This window comes from Paenibacillus sp. NAIST15-1, assembly GCF_001894745.1.
In the GTDB taxonomy this organism is placed as follows: Bacteria; Bacillota; Bacilli; order Paenibacillales; family Paenibacillaceae; genus Paenibacillus_B; species Paenibacillus_B suaedae.
In genome coordinates, this window is record NZ_BBYF01000002.1 from 522678 (window position 1) to 539017 (window position 16340).

The window sequence follows — 16340 nt, forward strand, 5'->3', positions numbered from 1 at the left end:
AGATGAAATGAATATTTGATGGGGAGTGAGTAATGTGGATTATAAGTTTCGTATAGTAAGCACAATGGAGATTACAGGTGAAGTGGACAATGAACAGTATCAGATTAATGAAGGGGAAGAGTTAATTATTCAGTCTCAATCAATTGATAAATTAAAGTGGTTCGTATTTATTCCATCTATTGAAAAGTTTGATTACATAGAAAAGTATAAGATTGATTTACTAATTACAGATTACATATTCTATCCGCAATATTACGGAGAATTTCAATTGCCAGTGATTAGTGATAACATCCACACTTACGCATTTATCACCCCTAGTGGATATGTTCAATGTGCATCAAAGAAAGATATAATCGAATTAAAATCATACAAGGAGGTACAGCGAATTAGCAGTGATGAGATTCGATTTAAATAAAAACAATTCTTTGAATAGGTGATAACAAGATGGATGAGAGAATAATTTTCGACACGCACACAGAGAACCTAAAACGTGAGTTAAACGTTGATCCCTTAGTTTTCTTTGGTGATGAAGCGAAAGAAAAAACTAAAAAATATGGTTCAATATTTCATGGAGCTCATGTTTGGGAAGAAGAGTCTGAGTTTGTGGCTGTAAAGGACATAAATCAGATAGGGACTCTTGCACATGAGATGCGTCATAGTTGGCAGTACAAGAATAAAGACAAAGAGAACTATATATTTCGAAGCAGTAAAGACAAGCCATGGATAATAAGAAAACTAATACGAGCTTTATATTTAATATATTACCCGTTTAATAGAAAAGAATTGGATGCCAATAAGTATGCAGTTGAATATTGCACAAAAACAGGTTTACAAGCTGAAGTATTAAGAATTGAAAAGCTAATAACGGGAAATAGAATAGCACAAGTAATCACTTTAGCAGCACATCTATTATTTTTTTATTTGATATACCTCATTTGGATTATTGTTAAATGATATTAATAGGGAGAGAAAAAATGAGAAAAACTGGAAAGAAACTATTGATAGTTTGGGTACATTTCCACAGCGTCAAGACTCAGTAGTAGAACAACTAGAGGATTTAGTTTACGTTGCTAATAAACTAGGCTTTTACGATGCAGCTGACATTATAAAGGTAATGGCAATTAGAGAGCATAGAAAAGCTTTTAAAAGTGAATAAAAAGATTATTATATTTGCTTTGATTACAGAAGGGAGAAAATGATAAGGATTGAAAAGTAAAAAATGTACAAAATGTGGTGAAGAGTTACCTAAAAATGAAGAGTACTTCTATAAACAACTGGTAAGATGCCAAAGGAAATCAGATTACTATAAACTAACATCATGGTGTAAAGACTGTTCTAAGAAAAATACTAAAAATAACATCGATAAAGATCGAGAGGGTTTTTATAAAAGACAAAAACCATACCAAGATGCAAATCAAGGCATAAGAAATAAGCGTGCTAGAGATTGGAGAGTCAATAATCCAGATAGAAATCGAGATAATCAATCAAATTATTATATTAGAGAAAAAGATTCTGGTAGATTTAAAATGTATTACAGTAATAGAAAAAAGAAAAATCATAAAATATCAGCAGAAGAGTGGGAACATAATAAAAGATATTTTAATTACAAATGTGCATATTGTGGCATGAAACTAGAAGAACATTATAGGCTTTATGCTGGAAAATTACAAAAATACGATTTTCATAAAGAACATTATGATGACAACGGAGCTAATGATCTTAGTAACTGCGTCCCAAGTTGTGGAAGTTGCAATAGTCAAAAATGGGAATTTGAAATTGGAGAATGGTATAACGAAAGCAATCAAAAATATTCAGAAGAACGCTTTAGTAGAATTATTAAATGGATAAAAGAAGATTATATATTTTACATAGAAGGTAAAGATAAAATGTAAAAGTAAATGCTTCTATGATATATAGAGCAAATGAAAGGATTCTTTTACTTGAAATGAAAAAACGGGGGAGTTAGATGTTTGAGGAGAAGACATTGTATTCAATCGTTGAAAAAGCTAAAAAATATGATGAATTAATTAAATTTCCTAGTACGGATAAAGAGGTGTCATGTTCGTTTTGTGGCAAATCACAAACTTCCGTAAAGAAAATCATTACAAACCACGAAGTTTCAATATGTAATGAATGCATAGAGTTATGCGTAGAGATTTTATCAGAACAAGAAAATGACAGCGATAAAACAGAGTGAAAGAAATTCTTTATCAAGAATTAGAGGTAACAAGAGAAAAAGTAGTGAGACACAGGGAAAAATATTATGCAAAAGAGATTACGTCTTTTGAGCAGCTAAACGAACTTAATAATAGAGCAGAAGTTGCTATCATGAACAATTGTAATATGGTTGTAGGCCGAATTATGTATAGAGAAAAAAATTGGATATTGATTGATGTAGTAACTGGGACTGTTTCAGTAAATGAAGATAGTTTTAGGCATGGTAATTTTATGTATGAACTTGAACTATATTAAAAAATGGATCTATTACAGGAGGTAAAAATGAGCGTAAGAACTACATATGATGAAAAGAGAGACATACTGAAGAAAACATTACAAGAGTGCTTAGAGCAAGCAAGGGAACTTCTTGATGAAGATATCTGGGGCTATGAAGAGATGAGAGAGGGATATGCTTTAGATGTGTATGTAGCGGTGAAAAAAGCGAAGGATACAGTCTAATTAAAGTTGTAATAAAAGATGTTCAAAGAAAAGGGTGATACATTTGGGTTGGAAAATCAAATTTATTGAGAATTTTGAGGATTATAAAATAGGAGATACATTAGAGTGTGATGAAATGGGCTTACCATTGTTTTATTGCGGCATGATGAAAGTGGCAATACGAATAGAATAAGAAAATGAAAGAAGTATTTTATAACAAAAGGAGTTGCTAATCGATATGAATAGATTAAATTATTATAGTGATAACGATGAAATGACTTTAGATGAAGAAATGTTGTACAATCAGGCATTAAGCACAGTAAAGATCATTGAAGAAAACGTGAGATTAAGAAGGGAAAATAAGAGACTTATGAACAAAGTCGCTGACAATGAAGAGTGGACTAATCAACAGTTACAAGAAAATATTAAGTATGCTGGTAATCTACTTGACTCACTTATTAAGAAATCGGATACTAAGTAAAATATGTGTATTATGAAGTAAATTCCGTTATAGGAGGGCTAATATGGACAGATATCTTAATACAATCATGAATCGACTTGCAAATATTATTCATAATGAATCGCAACATCCCAGCAAAGAGAGTTGTAATCTTATTATTGATTCATTGTCTCGATTAGTCAAAGAATACAACGAAGAATTTGATAGAAACATTGACGTTACGGATTATAGAAAAAAGAACATGAAGTAAGTCTTTCACGGGAGGTTGTCATTTGAGGACGATAACTGAAGCTCAATATAAAAGGATTCTGAATATGTATAACGATACAGTAGATAAGGAAGTAAGTGCAATGACCACAGTGTTATCTTCGTGGGGGAGAAATTCGGAAATTGATAAACTACATATTAATGCTGAAGCTAAGAAAGAAAGTTTTAAAAACATATTTAATTGAATTAATTCAAACAGAATTGAGGATTGAAACTATGAAATCTAAAATATTTAAAAGTGAAAATGGATTGGAGTTATTAGTTAAAAATAGAAAATCAGCAGTAATTTTAGAAATGAATCCAAGCCAGATGGACTCTAAGTATAAAGTTGAATTTAAATTTAATTCTAGAGATTTTGACGAATTATATAGTTATATCGATACCGCTGCAAATGAGTCATGGGACATTATCATTTCCAAAGAAGCAAGTAGTTTAGGGTCTGACTATTATGAGTACTACGATAAGGAACTTGATAGCAATGGATATCTTTGTATTCGAGAAAATACGATAGTTATTAATAGGCCATCATTAGAAAGTAATAAGCTATATCAATTCAACAAAAGAAAGATGGAGTCTTTCGCTTACGATTTTAGAAAATCAGTTGCTAACAAAATGGTGTGATGAAATTAATGAATATGTAAAGAGTATGAAATCTGATTTTCATTGGAGGAATAAAATATGAAAGCTAACCAAATGACTGTTTATGTGGAGTACAAAGGCTCAGAGGTGCGTGTAGAAGTTCCTTGTTCTCAAGACACTCAGTATTATGAAGCACAGGTAAAAGCTCTTAGAATGCTTTCTAATTCGTTTAAGGAGGTTGATGCAGCATGACGACTTATACATATCGTTTCATTGAGAAGGACTATTTTCGTTCCATAATAAAAGGAAATTCTGATTTTCTTGCGGATAATGAAATTGATGAACTCTTAAGTGAGCAAAGAACATGGGAAGATGTAACGATAAAAATAAAAGAAACAAATTTCAGATTAAATACAGTGTTCATTGATAATATCACTGATGAGGTTATTGAATTTGAGGATATATCAAAGGCTGCTCAGATTTACGCAGAAAATATATTAAGGAAATTACGCAAGAGCAGGGTGAAATCATTACTCGGCAAAGACTCAACAAGTATTGCTATTGTCTGAAAAGATTCAAAACAAATATAGGAGTGATATTAATGGCGAAATATAGTTCTGGAGATAAATTCGCGTTGAAAAGTGATCTAAATCGCTCATCTATAATCGAAATAGTTTTTGTTCCACCTATTGATGGACGTGGAATTCAATATTATCTAATGAGAACAGGAGGAGGAGTAAATACCATAAAAGGAATAGAACATTTATATAAAGAAAGTGAAATTGATGAGCTTTTTATTCTAGTCAAACAGAAGAAAGAAGGAGAGCCTAATTAATTGAAAAATTAGGCTCATTTATTCCATTCGAATTTTAACTCATCGGCAATTAATAAGTGCTCTTTACCTTTCCTACATTCCATTGAAGCTTCCATTTTTACTATATCGAATGTTTCTCTAGCATAATTAAGGGCAGCTTCATCACTATCAGCAATAACTGAAAATGAGAAAGGAATAATAATATGACCAGACACTTCTCTAAGTTGCTTCATTTATTCAACTCCTAGCTTCAAGTAAATTGATTATAGCACGATTATCAAAAGGTGCAAACATGTGTTCTTATAAATGATCTTATTGGACTAATTGACTTTAGATATCTAAATATATTATAATAAGACTGTGGAAACATTAGACAATTAAATGCATGTGAGGATGTTCAAAATGATTAGTTATCAACCACTTATTGACCTGATGGAAGAAAGAAATATTAAGTACAAAGATCTCGAATCACTGGGCGGGTTTTCGTCTGCAACACTTGCCAAGATTGAAAAGGGTAAGTCAGTAACTGCTGATACTTTAGATAGGCTCTGTTTGTTGTTGGGGGTTCCAATTGAGAAGGTAATGAAAATAGTTGGATATGAAGATAGTAATTCGGAGTTAGCAAATATCGAAGTTAAGAGAAATATCACAAAAAACAAACTGAAGGAGATTAGATCTAAGCATAAATATACACAGGCACAATTAGCTGATTTACTTGAAGTAAGCCAGCCGATGATTAGCATGTGGGAAAATGATGATTCTAAGATTCCGAAGGATGCTTGGGAAAAGTTAAGTAGGGTACTTAAGTTATCACAAGATGAATCGGAATAAAAGTCTGATTTCATGACAGAAAAAGAGGAGAGAAATATGGTTAACTGGGCATCTGAAGATACAAAATTGGAATTTTTAGAGGGTTATATTATCAAAGAATTTCTATGGAACGAAGTAGGTGACAGGATCACAATTAAACTTACTTCTGGGGATATTGTTGAAATCTATAACGAGAGAATAACCTTTAATGGGAATGAAGTAGTCAATGGAAAAGTAATGAATAGGTGAATAGGAGGAGAGCAGCAATGAATAGAAATCTGTGGGGCTATGATTACATAGATGGTGAACTCGTTGTAAATGAACGTGAAGCAGACATGGTTCGTCGTGTTTATCGATTTATGGTACGTTTGGATAAATACGATTTACCATTTAATGATGCAGCGTATATACGCTTAGAGAAGTACTGGATTCGACTTAAGAAACGCGCAGGAATAGAGAATGTATCTAAGCCTTCACCTGATTTCTGGAAGAATGAAAGACAATCTAGAGGCGTAATTGGCAAAAATGATGATTCAAAATTATTAGCTCTAGAGTGCGCTCCATTAATTTCTGCTGATTTGTTTGAAAAAGTAGCAATTGAGACTATGAACTGATATTAATGTGGGGGGGAGAGCAGTGAGATACAGAAGAAGATATCTTATTTCATGGACTTGTAATGGCAACAATGGAAGAGATCATTGGGTAATGGAGAGAAACGGAAAATTATCCGCTGCCGACATAAAGAGACTGGAAAAAGATCTATCTAATAAATGGGGTTTAAGTAGACCAGTGATTATTACAAACTACATACAAATCAATTAAAGATAAGATGAAACACGGATTTCATAACACTAATATTATAATTAAAAAAAAATGGAGATGTAGTAATGGGAAACAACAACATAATAGATCAACAATCTCTATTAATAACAAACCCTGAAATCGTCGAGCATTGGGATTCGTCAAAAAATAAAGGCTGTACACCTGATGATGTATTCTCCCATTCACGTAAAAGGATCTTCTGGATTTGCGAGGACGGTCATACTGCATTTGAACCAGTTCGGGTAAGGGTGAAGCGTGGTGGATGTGTAGAATGTATTAGAAAAGTTAAAAAAGAAATAGTCTCGCCACCCATAGAAATGAGAAATACATTCTATCATCTCCAAAAGAACAGTTCTATGAAACTTAAAGATTTCTTCGATATACAGCACGTACCTGCCACTCCAATTGAGGCTTTAGTTTTTATAGAAGCTGGTTCAAATAGAATAAGAATATACAATGTTTTGAGACGATATGATATAAGAACACTGGAAGAGCTTCTAGATTGTACTTTTGAAGAGATTTCACGTTTTAGGAATCTAGGGGAGAAAAGCCAGAAAGAATTATTTGAAATCTTAAAAGAGTATTTAAATGAGGAAGATCCGGATTATCATCAACGAGTATGAAATAGATTCTAAGGGGGTGCAAGAATAATGAGTGTTATTGCTTATTGCAGGGTTGGAACCAATGAACAGAGTTTAGATGGTATGAGAGAAAGACTTGAGTTGTTTGCACATGAGGAGAAATTGATTATCAAAGAATTATTTATTGATAAAGGATATAGTTCAAATCAGGAACGTCCAGAATTCGCAAAAGTTAGGCAACTGCTTAATGATGGTGGAGCAACTCTAATTACGCTTAAGGCAAATCAAATGTATCGGAACTTTTCAGAACTTCTAAAGTTACTGGATGAAACAAAGAATGCAGGTAGTAGAATTATTACTGCTGATGGTAGCATTGATACAGACAACGAGGTTAGCTACTTTATCGAAGCACTTAGGAATACAATTGCTGTAATAGAAAATGATCATGAAAGAAATAAAAAGCTTCTCAATGTCTTTAACAAGAGAAAGAAAGATTTGGAGATTGATGAAGCACAGACACAGACTCACAATATGAAAGACAGGGATTATATCGACTGATATTAATAAAGAGGAGAATGTTGTAAATGACGCAACTCAAAGATCTCTCTAAGAATGCTAGACAAACTTTAGCATACTATGTTGATGTATTAGTAAGAAAACAATTTAGTCTCGAATATCAAGAGCATAGCGAGAAAGACATAATGAAAGTTGTAGAGCGAGTTAAGGAGAACTACACACGACGCCGATTAGAAAAAGAAGCTTATGAAGAAATTTATAATGCATTGCAGAGTCAAGAGTTTATAAATGATCTTAAAATATACATCAGTAACTTTTTAAATAATAGACCTACTGTTGAAAGAATCACCTATTATCGTAGTCTCTGTCGACAATACGGCTTAGGTATAGGAAGTAATATTAATAAAAAGACATTAGAATTGCGTATTGCTAGGATAATTGAAACTGGCGGTAAAGATCAGAATATTACTCGTTAAGTGCAAGTAAAAGATTGGTTTCATGGGAGGCTTGGAATTGAAATTACCCAAAGAGATAAAAAGTGCAATTCGAAAGAGCGCGAAGCACTATGCAGCAGCTAGGGAAGCGAATAATATAGTGCGTGATTATCTAGATCAAGTCTTAGGCTCTGATTATTGCGATTCTTCTGCATTCAATAAAGTAGGTCACGATTTCTTTCTAGATCAGTTAATTGATGGGACGGAGATAGGTTGCGATCCTGAGAATGTAATTAAGTTTTTTGAAAACAACCTACCAGACGAAGATGAATAAAATACTAGTTTCATTAAATTTTGAGAGGTGATTTAAGTTGAAATATACTTTACAAGAAAACGGTATAGATTCTTTAAAGGCCACATATGTCAATATTGAAAAAATGCATAATCTCTTAGAAGGAATCGAGCATTGTCTAAAAGATTGTATTCTGACTATGCATCATTCAATAGAGATTTTGTTCAAATCAATCCTAAAAGACATAGACGAGAGTCTTATCTTCTCAAATAGAGATAGGTATGAAAAGGCTAAAGAGGCTGCACTAAAACAAAAGAAAAAAGATGTGTTTGAAGTAAACCCAACATTAAGAACTATTACTTTGTTTGAAGCGGTTGAACTTGCCGAGAATGAATGTGACCTTAGTATCCCAGAGAAATATAAGGTGCTGATAAACTATCTAAACAAAATTCGAAACCAGCTTACTCACTATGGGATTGAATTTGACGATGCAGAAGTTTTAAAGTTAACTGTAAACCTGCAATTGTGTTATGAATATACTATTAATTTCTTCAAGTCTCACATTGCTGAATTGGAGAAGCTACTAAATAACGCTAGATTTGAAATGTCTTTGGATGAATATGAGAGTAATATGTCTGATATCTATGCAGACATGGCTTATGAAGAACATAGAGAAGAGCGATTATTGCACGGTTTTGAATAAAGTGACTATGAAAGAGTTTGTTCATAATTTAATCGATCTTTTATGTCTAAAATCAAAAGAGGAAGAAGGTTGGTTTAATGACTGCTATAAATTTTATTTATGAAGAAAATCAGGTCACTATTTATATGGATACTCTTTCACTAGACTTAAATCGAAGACCACTTAAGTTTGTGAGCAAAATATATCCTATCCCTCATTTAAAGACAGTAATTTGTGGTACTGGTAATATGGATCTTATTTTGGATTGGGTCTATTTTGTTCAAAGGAAACTAACTGCGGCAGACATTGCATACTTACGGGAAATTACATCTGAAACATTAAGTGAATTGAATAAAAAATACCCACCCGATATCAGTACAACAATATACCAATTTGGTTATTCTCAAATAGATGAAAAGATTAAAGGATATGCTTATAGAAGTACTAATAGTTTCAATCAAGAAGAATATGATTATGGTTTTGGGATTAAGCCACAAATTGACTTTGATTTTGGATCTGAGGTGGATCTAGAAAGTGCTTTTGTTCATCTTATGATTAAACAAAAAGAAAATGATGATTTGAGTCCTACACGCATAGGAATTGGTGGAGAGATCCAGAGACTGATTATGAAAAAGGATACATTCTTATTGCAAACAATACACCGATTTTCAGACTTTGATGAATGTTACGCTGAGATACTTGAGAATTTAAAGAATTATAAATGAGCCAAACTACTACACAGTTTGAGTGCATAAAAATCGAAGTAATATTAAGAGGGGTGTGTGAAGCTGCATGATTTTGAAATAGATGAGATCAAACGATTGGGATTAGATTTTCGTCAAGCAATAATGTCACTACCACTTAGTAAATTCCCTAATTCATCATTTTTTGAAAACTTTCCTCGTGGCTGCTGTGGAGATACATGTCACTTGTTTGCAAAGTATCTGATGTTTAAAGGCTATGAGGTAGATTACGTATGGGGATGGAAGGGGAAGCAATCTCATGCTTGGCTAGAACATAATAATCTAATTGTTGATTTAACTGCCGATCAATTTTCTGATATTGATGAAACAGTCGTTGTTACATGTGATAAAAGCTGGTATAACACCATTCAAAAACAACAGAAGAGTGAAGTTGATTTTGAAAAGTTCGACGGTTATAACCATGTAAGATTAAAAAAAATTTATAATAACATTCTTGAGATATTACATAACGAGGATGAAACCTGAATTTCATAACTCATTACAACATGTTTTATGAGAACTACTATAACTTAATGAGGACGATTAGATCGATGAGAAAGTGTATATTGCCTCTATTGATTGTTCTGGCCTTACTATCAGGATGTTCAAATAATTCTAATCTTTCAGACGGAAATAATGAGCCGCTAGATAGTATGTCTCTTATGGACAAGTTAGTTTCAGATGGTCACCCTAAATATGGCGATGATTACGAGTCATTTAAAAGCTTCTATGGGAAAGATAAGAATAAATATTTCCTTTCTGGATTACTATATGCCGAGTATTTTAAAGATAAGCCAATCAATGATTTGCAGATTTATTTTCAAAATAATAATATTTCAATAAGTGTTAAGGAAGCGTTTGACTTGGCAAATAAGTTTGCTCCAGATGACTTTAAGGATAGTCATGAATTAGTAAACGAGTATGCACTACGGTCTTCCGATGAAGATGTACACTACTATATCAAGGAATATTTTAAGAAGAACAATAGCGAATTTTTAGCTCCAATTCATATTTATGTAGAAACTGATAAGGATGAAGTGAAAATGCTAAGAATGGCGAGCTCAACTCCAAGGTATTTTGAAACATATAAGCGAAATAATAAGTGAAAATATCAATAATGGAGGAATGAATATGGGGTATTTAATAGGAATTTCTTTGTACGTACTGCTTGCAGCTATTCCAATCACAGCTATGATTGCTGCGCTAAGAATGAAGAGGAAATTTATCAGAGAGCAGAGAGAAAGAGAAATTAAGTTTGCTATTGAGATGGAAAAATTGTTTGAAATAGATAAGCTTCCAAAAGAGAAACAGGATTCATTCCGAAAAGCGTTCAAATGAAAACTGACTTTCAATGTATGTGGAGGAAGGTATTATGGAATTATTACTTGAAGAAGATAAACAGTTTTATGGACTTTTCGAAAAGTACCTGAAAGGCAAATCTGGTAGAATTGAGATTGCCTTAGGAATTGATTATACGATAGACATTAACAATTATGTCGCCTTAGTTGTTGAAGATTGGTATGAAGATAAAATACCAATGCTATCAGATTTAAGAAGTAAGAATTGTTACAATACAGATGAAATTTTTTCAATATGGCATAAGTTCACGAAAATAGTTTGCTGTGATGAAGAAACAAATAAAAGTAATAAAGATGATGAGGATGACCACTTGTCTGATAATTTTGCATTCTCATTGATTTATGATGAAGGTGAAGAGTATATGGTTAGTTTTTACTATGAATAAAAGTTCACTTTCACTCTGCGCGAAAGGTAGTGATGGGAATTGAGTAATGCTCAGTCATTTTCAAGGTCGAGAGTTATTGAGACAATAAAGTTTCACCATAATAAAATGAAATCTCTTGAGAAAAATATTAAAGATGATTCAATTACTGATACAGCTAAAAGCGATATGCTCTCAGATTATCTAATCATAAAAGAACTGGTTGAGCATTATTGTAAAGGGTTTGGGCTAAGTGAGAACGAACTGTCTGGCAAGCTAGTTTAATATTCGACTCTAGAAGTGCTAAAAAACAATTATCGACCTTTAACTACACATTATAAATGAATATATGAGCACACAGACATATATACGAGTCTACTATAATAGATTATAATGAAATTATCTTTTTAAAATTCTTATACATATCTTACATTTGTTTTTTAATGTGAGTATGTATATTTTTTGTTTTTTGTGTTACACTTCATATTATTATGATATTTCGCTCTTAGAGGAGATGATAGAATGAGTGGAAATGTACAAACGGTTGACCTGTACGAAGTGCTTCCAGATGTGCTTACTGAAGTGAATAAAAACAAAGAAATGCAAAGAGATATTGAAGAGATACTTGCAACAAAACATAACATCGCAAGAGGAACATTTGCTGAAATTTTGATAAATAATGGTCGTTTCGACGAAATATTAAATAACATTGAACGTACAGTCGTTGTTAAAGTTGTGAATGAAATAACTAATGACAATAGAGTGAATCCAAGTAATTTTTACACAAAAACGGAGATCAATAAAGCAAATAAGTACAAAAGAACAAATGGTGGAGAAGTGTCACTTCCATATACTTTTGAGTCTGTACTGAAGACTTCAGATATTGATTATTTAACCGTTTTAAGTTACCAAGACATCGCAAAACTTTGGAACTACGGAATTCTAACTTACAATTTCCAATCTCAAAGATTATCCAAGAAAAAAATGAATTCAAAAAATAAAATTGTTGAGAAGGCTGATGTTAATTTACGAAGCGTGAAAAACATTGTTAGATTGATGCAAGAGGGCAAATATAGTCCATCAACATTACTATTTAATGTACTTGTCGATGGTAAAAGTTCTATTGAATACGAAGATGGAGAACTTACAGTTACCGAAGAAAGTACTATCAACTTAATTGATGGCATGCATCGCGTACAAGCTATTTTGAAGGTGATTGAAGAGAATCCTGATTTTGAAGGGTATATGAATGTTGATATAAAACATTACACCCTTGAGAAAGCTCAACAGCTCTTAGCCATAACAAATATGGTAAACCGTTTTGATAAGACATTGATCAAAAATTATATGGCTGAATCGATTGGCGCGAAGATTACAAAAGATTTGATGACTATAGCTGAACTCAAAAATAAAGTGTCTATTAAGACCACTTTAGACAAGAAGCTTAATTACTACACAAACTTTGCAATCTTGTCTGAAGCTATTGAATCTGTATTTGAGCCTGAAAATACTAAGGATCAGTTCGACTATGCCGATGTTCTTAAAAAGTTCTTCGGTTACATGATCCCCTCATATGAAGAGAAATTCAAAAATAAGAACGAGGAAATCAAAACAAGTTGGTTTACACATCACAACATGTTCGTAGGTTTTGTAGTGATTGCTAAGAAACTTTATGATAAATACGGAAAAGATTATCCAGTTGATGAGATTGTAAGAATTATTGATGGAATAGACTTTTCGAAGAATGAAGATTCTGAACTGAATCAGATTTTGACAACACAAGGGAAAGTAAATAGTAATAAAGTTAAGAAGAATATTAGAGAGTTTTTTGATACGAAGGTAGACGAGCTGCTTTCATAAGTAGCTCATAATCCTCTCAAGGAGGTATTTGTTTTGTCTAATAAGATATATGAAGATAAATTGTTCAATGAAGATTTAAAATATGAGTTCATCAATCAATATGGATTTGGTACTCAAAAAGTTATTGTTCGCCTATTTAAGGTTTCTCAAGTAATGGAGTCTGATATGGGAAAGGATATATATGACTTCAATCGTGAGGAATTAAGAAAATTCTTTTTTTATCTTTTACCTAAGACTGAAGCTGCGAGTAATTCGAATGTCACTTGGATTCAGAAATATATTGAGTGGGCAATTGATGAAGGCTATAAGGAAGGGCTAAACCCTCTCGACATGGTCGATTCAACTTGGAAGAAGCAGTTTGCTAATGCTAATCTGAAGCAGCTCTGGACTGACAAAGAGATAGATGAGATTGTTGACCCAACTAAACGTGCTAATTATCAAGACGCTGCACTTGTTATGATGCTTTTCTCAGGGATTAAAGGCCAAGGGAACAGTGAAATACTTAGTCTTAGAGAAAAGGATATAAACTTTAAAACAAATGAAGTGCTATTACACGATGAAGATGGAAGCACAAGGACTACAATCGTAAGTGATAAATGTATTGAATTCATGCGTAAGGCATTAAATGAGACAGAATATGAAAAGATGAATGGCTTTGCTTCGCCAGATATCAAAGCTCCAACTGCGAAGTTGGTTGAAAATGAATATGTGATCAAGAGTGCAACAACACGCACTATTCACTTTGAAGAGGCAGATAAGTTCATTGTAAGTAGAAGGATCTCAAAAATTGCAGATGAATTAAATATGCCTACATTTACGCCTACTGCAATCTTTAGAAGTGGCATGCTCGCACTGGCTAAGGATGCTTACTTGCAGTCTGGTGAGTTAACTGATGACGCAGTAAAAGTGATTCAAGTGAAATTTGGTGGTAGTGGTGACACAATCGATTATAGATTGAAGCAAGATTTATTAAATGCAGAACTTGTAAAAGAAGTTTATCAAATACCCTAGATTATAATTCTAGGGTATTTTTATTATTTTGCTTGACTATATGGAGATAAATATGGTAAATTATACTCATAAAGAAGAGGGGATAGAAGAGTGATAAGTAAATTAAGTAAAAAGTTAGCGAAATATTTGTTTAGTAATATTGATGAGAATGATATGACTAGATTTGCCAACAAGGGATATGATATAGTTGAACTAGAGAGCAGGTTAAAAGTATTATTTATATACATGTTTATGATACCAATTATTATCATTGAAAGTGCATTTACGGGATTATGGATGGAGAATCTTATTTCACTAGTTATAGTTTTTGGATTAAGAGTTCTAAATAAAGGGCATCACTTTTCGCCTGATGTGTGTCTTATTGTTACAACTTCTATTATTGTATCTGTGCCTTTGATTAGTGAGTTTTTAAATAATGATTTATTAAAATTAAATATAGTAATAATAACAATTATATTATACATATTGTTTCCAGAACAGTTGAGTACTAAGAATTATCATAAGAAATTTATTTCAATAATATTGTGTGTTTTTGGTTATTACTTAATTGATTTACTTTTAGCTGCTCTGTTTATCTTATCATTTGATCAACTAAAACTAAAAAGAGGGTAGGGCATTTTAATGCTAAATGACTTTTTAGGGTATTCGCTATTTTCAACTTTAGAATATCTGGGTATATTCTATATGATATTTACGCTATTTAGCTTACATCCTTCTTATCACATTATTAAATTAGTAACAATGTCATTAATAATATCAATATTGTCGTATATATGTGTAGTTTTTAAAATATACGACCTCATTCCAGCACCTTTGATAACAATACTTACAATATCTATGATGATTCATTTTATAATAAGAAAAAAAGTTGTTTATAGTTTTGTTATCACTGGAGCTGGTGTAGCAATTGCGGCAGGTATACAACTAAGTACCACAGGTTTGTTCCTTTTGAATAATTTTCTATCCATAGAGCAATTATCACATTCATTTGGTATTAAGACATATGTGATACAGTCAATAAATACATTCGCATACTTCTCGATATCATTAATTTCACATCACACACATGGTCGCTTTGGTTACAGCTTTAGAAAAGGGAATGAATATAAGAAATTTGTTGTGCTTGCATTGTTACTAGTGGTAACTATATCAATATTTTTCATAGCGTTCTCATTTATTGACACAACTGAGTTGACATATTTATTTTTATTTATTGTAGTTGTATTATCAGCTATTATTTTCTTATACCTGTCTAATAAACAAGATGAGTATGAATTTAAATAATATATAAGTTAACTAATTTGAGGAGGTGAATAAAATGAAAAAGTCGAAAATGAATGTAGCAGGTGCATTGCTTGTGGCTGTGTTTGCACTTCCATCTGTAGTTGTTGGCAAGTTCTTCTTGTTCTGTGATACAAGCAAGTAATATCAAACATAAAGAGTTACATAAGAATTATACATAGTGAAATGAGCGTATCTATTTGATACGCTCTAAATACACCATCGCATCAACAATAATAAGGGGATGGATTATACTATGTTTCGAAAAATAATTGAAACCATTAAAAGAATGTCTGCAAATGAACTGATAAGTGTGTCTTCTGAAGTTGATACTGAATTATCTAAATTAGATGGTGTAGTTAAAATTCCTGTGGGAGTAAATAAATTTACTGTCATTGAGGTAGACACCATAAACTACATAGTTTGCCCTAAAAATAAGGTGGCTATCATTCATTTGAATGATGGAAAATCTATTGAATGCAAACTTTTATCGAATGAGCTTTGTGAATATTTAGAGTTTAATCATAATAACTTTAGAATGTTAGACAACGGATTGTTGGTTAATATAGATAATATTATTGAATATGATTCATATATGCTGAAAATTTATTTTACAGAAGAGAAGTTCGCTGTTATAAACAAAAAAGCAATGAAAAATATTGTTTCTAAATTAAATATTGAGGATATAACAAAATCTGCTGATCCCCAATTGGATTACTTAGTTAAGTTTGTAAAGAATTCTTAATACCATGCCTGAAGCATTCTGTCAAGGATTTTGTTTTTTTGAAAAAAGTTGTTTAAAGATATTTATTA

Annotated in this window: 30 protein-coding genes; 29 read left to right on the plus strand and 1 reads right to left on the minus strand. The window is 32.1% G+C overall.

The genetic code is table 11. The features are described from left to right. The first annotated feature begins 34 nt into the window (after positions 1 to 34). The 12 genes from PBN151_RS06135 (at position 35) to PBN151_RS06190 (ending at position 4796) form a co-directional block, all read left to right on the plus strand. The gene (locus PBN151_RS06135; RefSeq protein WP_072728196.1) at positions 35 to 415 is read left to right on the plus strand and encodes a hypothetical protein; all 381 of its coding nucleotides are present in this window, start codon (positions 35 to 37) and stop codon (positions 413 to 415) included. 29 nt (positions 416 to 444) lie between these two features. Then, positions 445 to 954 carry a hypothetical protein gene (locus PBN151_RS06140; protein WP_072728199.1) on the plus strand — a complete coding sequence of 170 codons (510 nt, stop codon included), beginning with the start codon at positions 445 to 447 and terminating at the stop codon, positions 952 to 954. Further along, positions 944 to 1156, plus strand: a complete 213-nt coding sequence (locus tag PBN151_RS06145) for a hypothetical protein (RefSeq protein WP_072728201.1) — start codon at positions 944 to 946, stop codon at positions 1154 to 1156. The genes PBN151_RS06140 and PBN151_RS06145 overlap by 11 nt, the downstream gene beginning before the upstream one ends. A 49-nt stretch (positions 1157 to 1205) precedes the next feature. After that, the gene (locus tag PBN151_RS06150; RefSeq protein ID WP_072728203.1) at positions 1206 to 1892 is read left to right on the plus strand and encodes an HNH endonuclease; all 687 of its coding nucleotides are present in this window, start codon (positions 1206 to 1208) and stop codon (positions 1890 to 1892) included. A gap of 74 nt (positions 1893 to 1966) precedes the next feature. Beyond that, entirely contained in the window at positions 1967 to 2197 is a 231-nt protein-coding gene (locus PBN151_RS06155) for a ClpX C4-type zinc finger protein (RefSeq protein ID WP_072728206.1), read from the plus strand. Continuing rightward, positions 2194 to 2472 (plus strand): hypothetical protein, encoded by a 279-nt coding sequence (locus PBN151_RS06160; RefSeq protein WP_139295282.1) that lies wholly within the window; start codon positions 2194 to 2196, stop codon positions 2470 to 2472. Before PBN151_RS06155 ends, PBN151_RS06160 begins: the two co-directional genes overlap by 4 nt. Positions 2473 to 2499: 27 nt before the next feature. After that, on the plus strand, positions 2500 to 2676 hold the full coding sequence (locus PBN151_RS31035; RefSeq protein WP_175560623.1) for a hypothetical protein: 177 nt from the start codon (positions 2500 to 2502) through the stop codon (positions 2674 to 2676). 217 nt (positions 2677 to 2893) lie between these two features. Next, on the plus strand, positions 2894 to 3136 hold the full coding sequence (locus tag PBN151_RS06165) for a hypothetical protein (RefSeq protein ID WP_072728210.1): 243 nt from the start codon (positions 2894 to 2896) through the stop codon (positions 3134 to 3136). A gap of 387 nt (positions 3137 to 3523) precedes the next feature. Then, positions 3524 to 4003 (plus strand): hypothetical protein, encoded by a 480-nt coding sequence (locus PBN151_RS06180; protein WP_227774433.1) that lies wholly within the window; start codon positions 3524 to 3526, stop codon positions 4001 to 4003. A 57-nt stretch (positions 4004 to 4060) separates the two neighbouring features. Beyond that, positions 4061 to 4213 carry a hypothetical protein gene (locus PBN151_RS31040; RefSeq protein ID WP_175560624.1) on the plus strand — a complete coding sequence of 51 codons (153 nt, stop codon included), beginning with the start codon at positions 4061 to 4063 and terminating at the stop codon, positions 4211 to 4213. Next, complete coding sequence (locus tag PBN151_RS06185; RefSeq protein ID WP_072728217.1) at positions 4210 to 4530, plus strand: hypothetical protein; 321 nt, start codon at positions 4210 to 4212, stop codon at positions 4528 to 4530. Before PBN151_RS31040 ends, PBN151_RS06185 begins: the two co-directional genes overlap by 4 nt. A 32-nt stretch (positions 4531 to 4562) precedes the next feature. Next, on the plus strand, positions 4563 to 4796 hold the full coding sequence (locus tag PBN151_RS06190) for a hypothetical protein (RefSeq protein ID WP_072728219.1): 234 nt from the start codon (positions 4563 to 4565) through the stop codon (positions 4794 to 4796). A 14-nt stretch (positions 4797 to 4810) separates the two neighbouring features. On the opposite strand, the gene PBN151_RS06195 is transcribed toward PBN151_RS06190, so the two are convergent. Beyond that, positions 4811 to 5008 carry a hypothetical protein gene (locus PBN151_RS06195; protein ID WP_072728221.1) on the minus strand — a complete coding sequence of 66 codons (198 nt, stop codon included), beginning with the start codon at positions 5006 to 5008 and terminating at the stop codon, positions 4811 to 4813. A 169-nt stretch (positions 5009 to 5177) separates the two neighbouring features. Here PBN151_RS06195 and PBN151_RS06200 point away from each other — a divergent pair, with 169 nt between their 5' ends. The 17 genes from PBN151_RS06200 to PBN151_RS06290 all read left to right on the plus strand — a co-directional run bounded on the left by PBN151_RS06200 (position 5178) and on the right by PBN151_RS06290 (position 16272). Then, entirely contained in the window at positions 5178 to 5606 is a 429-nt protein-coding gene (locus PBN151_RS06200; protein ID WP_072728223.1) for a helix-turn-helix transcriptional regulator, read from the plus strand. 12 nt (positions 5607 to 5618) lie between these two features. Beyond that, entirely contained in the window at positions 5619 to 5834 is a 216-nt protein-coding gene (locus tag PBN151_RS06205) for a hypothetical protein (RefSeq protein ID WP_139295283.1), read from the plus strand. Between the two features lie 17 nt (positions 5835 to 5851). Then, positions 5852 to 6199 (plus strand): hypothetical protein, encoded by a 348-nt coding sequence (locus PBN151_RS06210; RefSeq protein WP_072728227.1) that lies wholly within the window; start codon positions 5852 to 5854, stop codon positions 6197 to 6199. A gap of 273 nt (positions 6200 to 6472) precedes the next feature. Next, on the plus strand, positions 6473 to 7030 hold the full coding sequence (locus PBN151_RS06215) for a zinc-ribbon domain-containing protein (protein ID WP_072728229.1): 558 nt from the start codon (positions 6473 to 6475) through the stop codon (positions 7028 to 7030). A gap of 27 nt (positions 7031 to 7057) precedes the next feature. Then, complete coding sequence (locus PBN151_RS06220; RefSeq protein ID WP_072728231.1) at positions 7058 to 7546, plus strand: recombinase family protein; 489 nt, start codon at positions 7058 to 7060, stop codon at positions 7544 to 7546. 26 nt (positions 7547 to 7572) lie between these two features. Beyond that, positions 7573 to 7980: a hypothetical protein gene (locus PBN151_RS06225; protein ID WP_072728234.1), complete on the plus strand. Its 408-nt coding sequence runs from the start codon at positions 7573 to 7575 to the stop codon at positions 7978 to 7980. A 37-nt stretch (positions 7981 to 8017) separates the two neighbouring features. Next, on the plus strand, positions 8018 to 8272 hold the full coding sequence (locus PBN151_RS06230) for a hypothetical protein (protein WP_072728236.1): 255 nt from the start codon (positions 8018 to 8020) through the stop codon (positions 8270 to 8272). Between the two features lie 37 nt (positions 8273 to 8309). Further along, on the plus strand, positions 8310 to 8933 hold the full coding sequence (locus PBN151_RS06235) for a hypothetical protein (RefSeq protein WP_072728237.1): 624 nt from the start codon (positions 8310 to 8312) through the stop codon (positions 8931 to 8933). Between the two features lie 77 nt (positions 8934 to 9010). Then, positions 9011 to 9637: a hypothetical protein gene (locus PBN151_RS06240; RefSeq protein ID WP_072728239.1), complete on the plus strand. Its 627-nt coding sequence runs from the start codon at positions 9011 to 9013 to the stop codon at positions 9635 to 9637. 57 nt (positions 9638 to 9694) lie between these two features. Continuing rightward, positions 9695 to 10141 (plus strand): hypothetical protein, encoded by a 447-nt coding sequence (locus PBN151_RS06245; RefSeq protein ID WP_072728241.1) that lies wholly within the window; start codon positions 9695 to 9697, stop codon positions 10139 to 10141. A gap of 65 nt (positions 10142 to 10206) precedes the next feature. Beyond that, positions 10207 to 10761 (plus strand): hypothetical protein, encoded by a 555-nt coding sequence (locus PBN151_RS06250; protein WP_072728243.1) that lies wholly within the window; start codon positions 10207 to 10209, stop codon positions 10759 to 10761. Between the two features lie 25 nt (positions 10762 to 10786). Next, positions 10787 to 10993 (plus strand): hypothetical protein, encoded by a 207-nt coding sequence (locus tag PBN151_RS06255; RefSeq protein WP_072728245.1) that lies wholly within the window; start codon positions 10787 to 10789, stop codon positions 10991 to 10993. Between the two features lie 34 nt (positions 10994 to 11027). Then, complete coding sequence (locus PBN151_RS06260; protein WP_072728247.1) at positions 11028 to 11399, plus strand: hypothetical protein; 372 nt, start codon at positions 11028 to 11030, stop codon at positions 11397 to 11399. 498 nt (positions 11400 to 11897) lie between these two features. After that, the gene (locus PBN151_RS06270) at positions 11898 to 13235 is read left to right on the plus strand and encodes a DNA sulfur modification protein DndB (protein ID WP_072728251.1); all 1338 of its coding nucleotides are present in this window, start codon (positions 11898 to 11900) and stop codon (positions 13233 to 13235) included. Positions 13236 to 13268: 33 nt separating this feature from the next. Then, entirely contained in the window at positions 13269 to 14246 is a 978-nt protein-coding gene (locus PBN151_RS06275; RefSeq protein ID WP_072728253.1) for a phage lytic cycle repressor MrpR family protein, read from the plus strand. A gap of 90 nt (positions 14247 to 14336) precedes the next feature. Then, positions 14337 to 14858: an accessory gene regulator B family protein gene (locus PBN151_RS06280; RefSeq protein ID WP_072728255.1), complete on the plus strand. Its 522-nt coding sequence runs from the start codon at positions 14337 to 14339 to the stop codon at positions 14856 to 14858. 913 nt (positions 14859 to 15771) lie between these two features. After that, positions 15772 to 16272 (plus strand): hypothetical protein, encoded by a 501-nt coding sequence (locus tag PBN151_RS06290; RefSeq protein ID WP_227774435.1) that lies wholly within the window; start codon positions 15772 to 15774, stop codon positions 16270 to 16272. Positions 16273 to 16340 lie beyond the last annotated feature (68 nt).

What these genes read in the sequence shown, in the direction of transcription:
- PBN151_RS06140 (WP_072728199.1), top strand. Translation starts at nt 445, where the DNA reads ATGGATGAGAGAATAATTTTCGACACGCACACAGAGAACCTAAAACGT.
- PBN151_RS06155 (WP_072728206.1), top strand. Translation starts at nt 1,967, where the DNA reads ATGTTTGAGGAGAAGACATTGTATTCAATCGTTGAAAAAGCTAAAAAA.
- PBN151_RS31035 (WP_175560623.1), top strand. Translation starts at nt 2,500, where the DNA reads ATGAGCGTAAGAACTACATATGATGAAAAGAGAGACATACTGAAGAAA.
- PBN151_RS06165 (WP_072728210.1), top strand. Translation starts at nt 2,894, where the DNA reads ATGAATAGATTAAATTATTATAGTGATAACGATGAAATGACTTTAGAT.
- PBN151_RS06180 (WP_227774433.1), top strand. Translation starts at nt 3,524, where the DNA reads ATGCTGAAGCTAAGAAAGAAAGTTTTAAAAACATATTTAATTGAATTA.
- PBN151_RS31040 (WP_175560624.1), top strand. Translation starts at nt 4,061, where the DNA reads ATGAAAGCTAACCAAATGACTGTTTATGTGGAGTACAAAGGCTCAGAG.
- PBN151_RS06185 (WP_072728217.1), top strand. Translation starts at nt 4,210, where the DNA reads ATGACGACTTATACATATCGTTTCATTGAGAAGGACTATTTTCGTTCC.
- PBN151_RS06190 (WP_072728219.1), top strand. Translation starts at nt 4,563, where the DNA reads ATGGCGAAATATAGTTCTGGAGATAAATTCGCGTTGAAAAGTGATCTA.
- PBN151_RS06195 (WP_072728221.1), bottom strand. Translation starts at nt 5,008, where the DNA reads ATGAAGCAACTTAGAGAAGTGTCTGGTCATATTATTATTCCTTTCTCA.
- PBN151_RS06200 (WP_072728223.1), top strand. Translation starts at nt 5,178, where the DNA reads ATGATTAGTTATCAACCACTTATTGACCTGATGGAAGAAAGAAATATT.
- PBN151_RS06205 (WP_139295283.1), top strand. Translation starts at nt 5,619, where the DNA reads ATGACAGAAAAAGAGGAGAGAAATATGGTTAACTGGGCATCTGAAGAT.
- PBN151_RS06210 (WP_072728227.1), top strand. Translation starts at nt 5,852, where the DNA reads ATGAATAGAAATCTGTGGGGCTATGATTACATAGATGGTGAACTCGTT.
- PBN151_RS06215 (WP_072728229.1), top strand. Translation starts at nt 6,473, where the DNA reads ATGGGAAACAACAACATAATAGATCAACAATCTCTATTAATAACAAAC.
- PBN151_RS06220 (WP_072728231.1), top strand. Translation starts at nt 7,058, where the DNA reads ATGAGTGTTATTGCTTATTGCAGGGTTGGAACCAATGAACAGAGTTTA.
- PBN151_RS06225 (WP_072728234.1), top strand. Translation starts at nt 7,573, where the DNA reads ATGACGCAACTCAAAGATCTCTCTAAGAATGCTAGACAAACTTTAGCA.
- PBN151_RS06240 (WP_072728239.1), top strand. Translation starts at nt 9,011, where the DNA reads ATGACTGCTATAAATTTTATTTATGAAGAAAATCAGGTCACTATTTAT.
- PBN151_RS06250 (WP_072728243.1), top strand. Translation starts at nt 10,207, where the DNA reads ATGAGAAAGTGTATATTGCCTCTATTGATTGTTCTGGCCTTACTATCA.
- PBN151_RS06255 (WP_072728245.1), top strand. Translation starts at nt 10,787, where the DNA reads ATGGGGTATTTAATAGGAATTTCTTTGTACGTACTGCTTGCAGCTATT.
- PBN151_RS06260 (WP_072728247.1), top strand. Translation starts at nt 11,028, where the DNA reads ATGGAATTATTACTTGAAGAAGATAAACAGTTTTATGGACTTTTCGAA.
- PBN151_RS06270 (WP_072728251.1), top strand. Translation starts at nt 11,898, where the DNA reads ATGAGTGGAAATGTACAAACGGTTGACCTGTACGAAGTGCTTCCAGAT.
- PBN151_RS06290 (WP_227774435.1), top strand. Translation starts at nt 15,772, where the DNA reads ATGGATTATACTATGTTTCGAAAAATAATTGAAACCATTAAAAGAATG.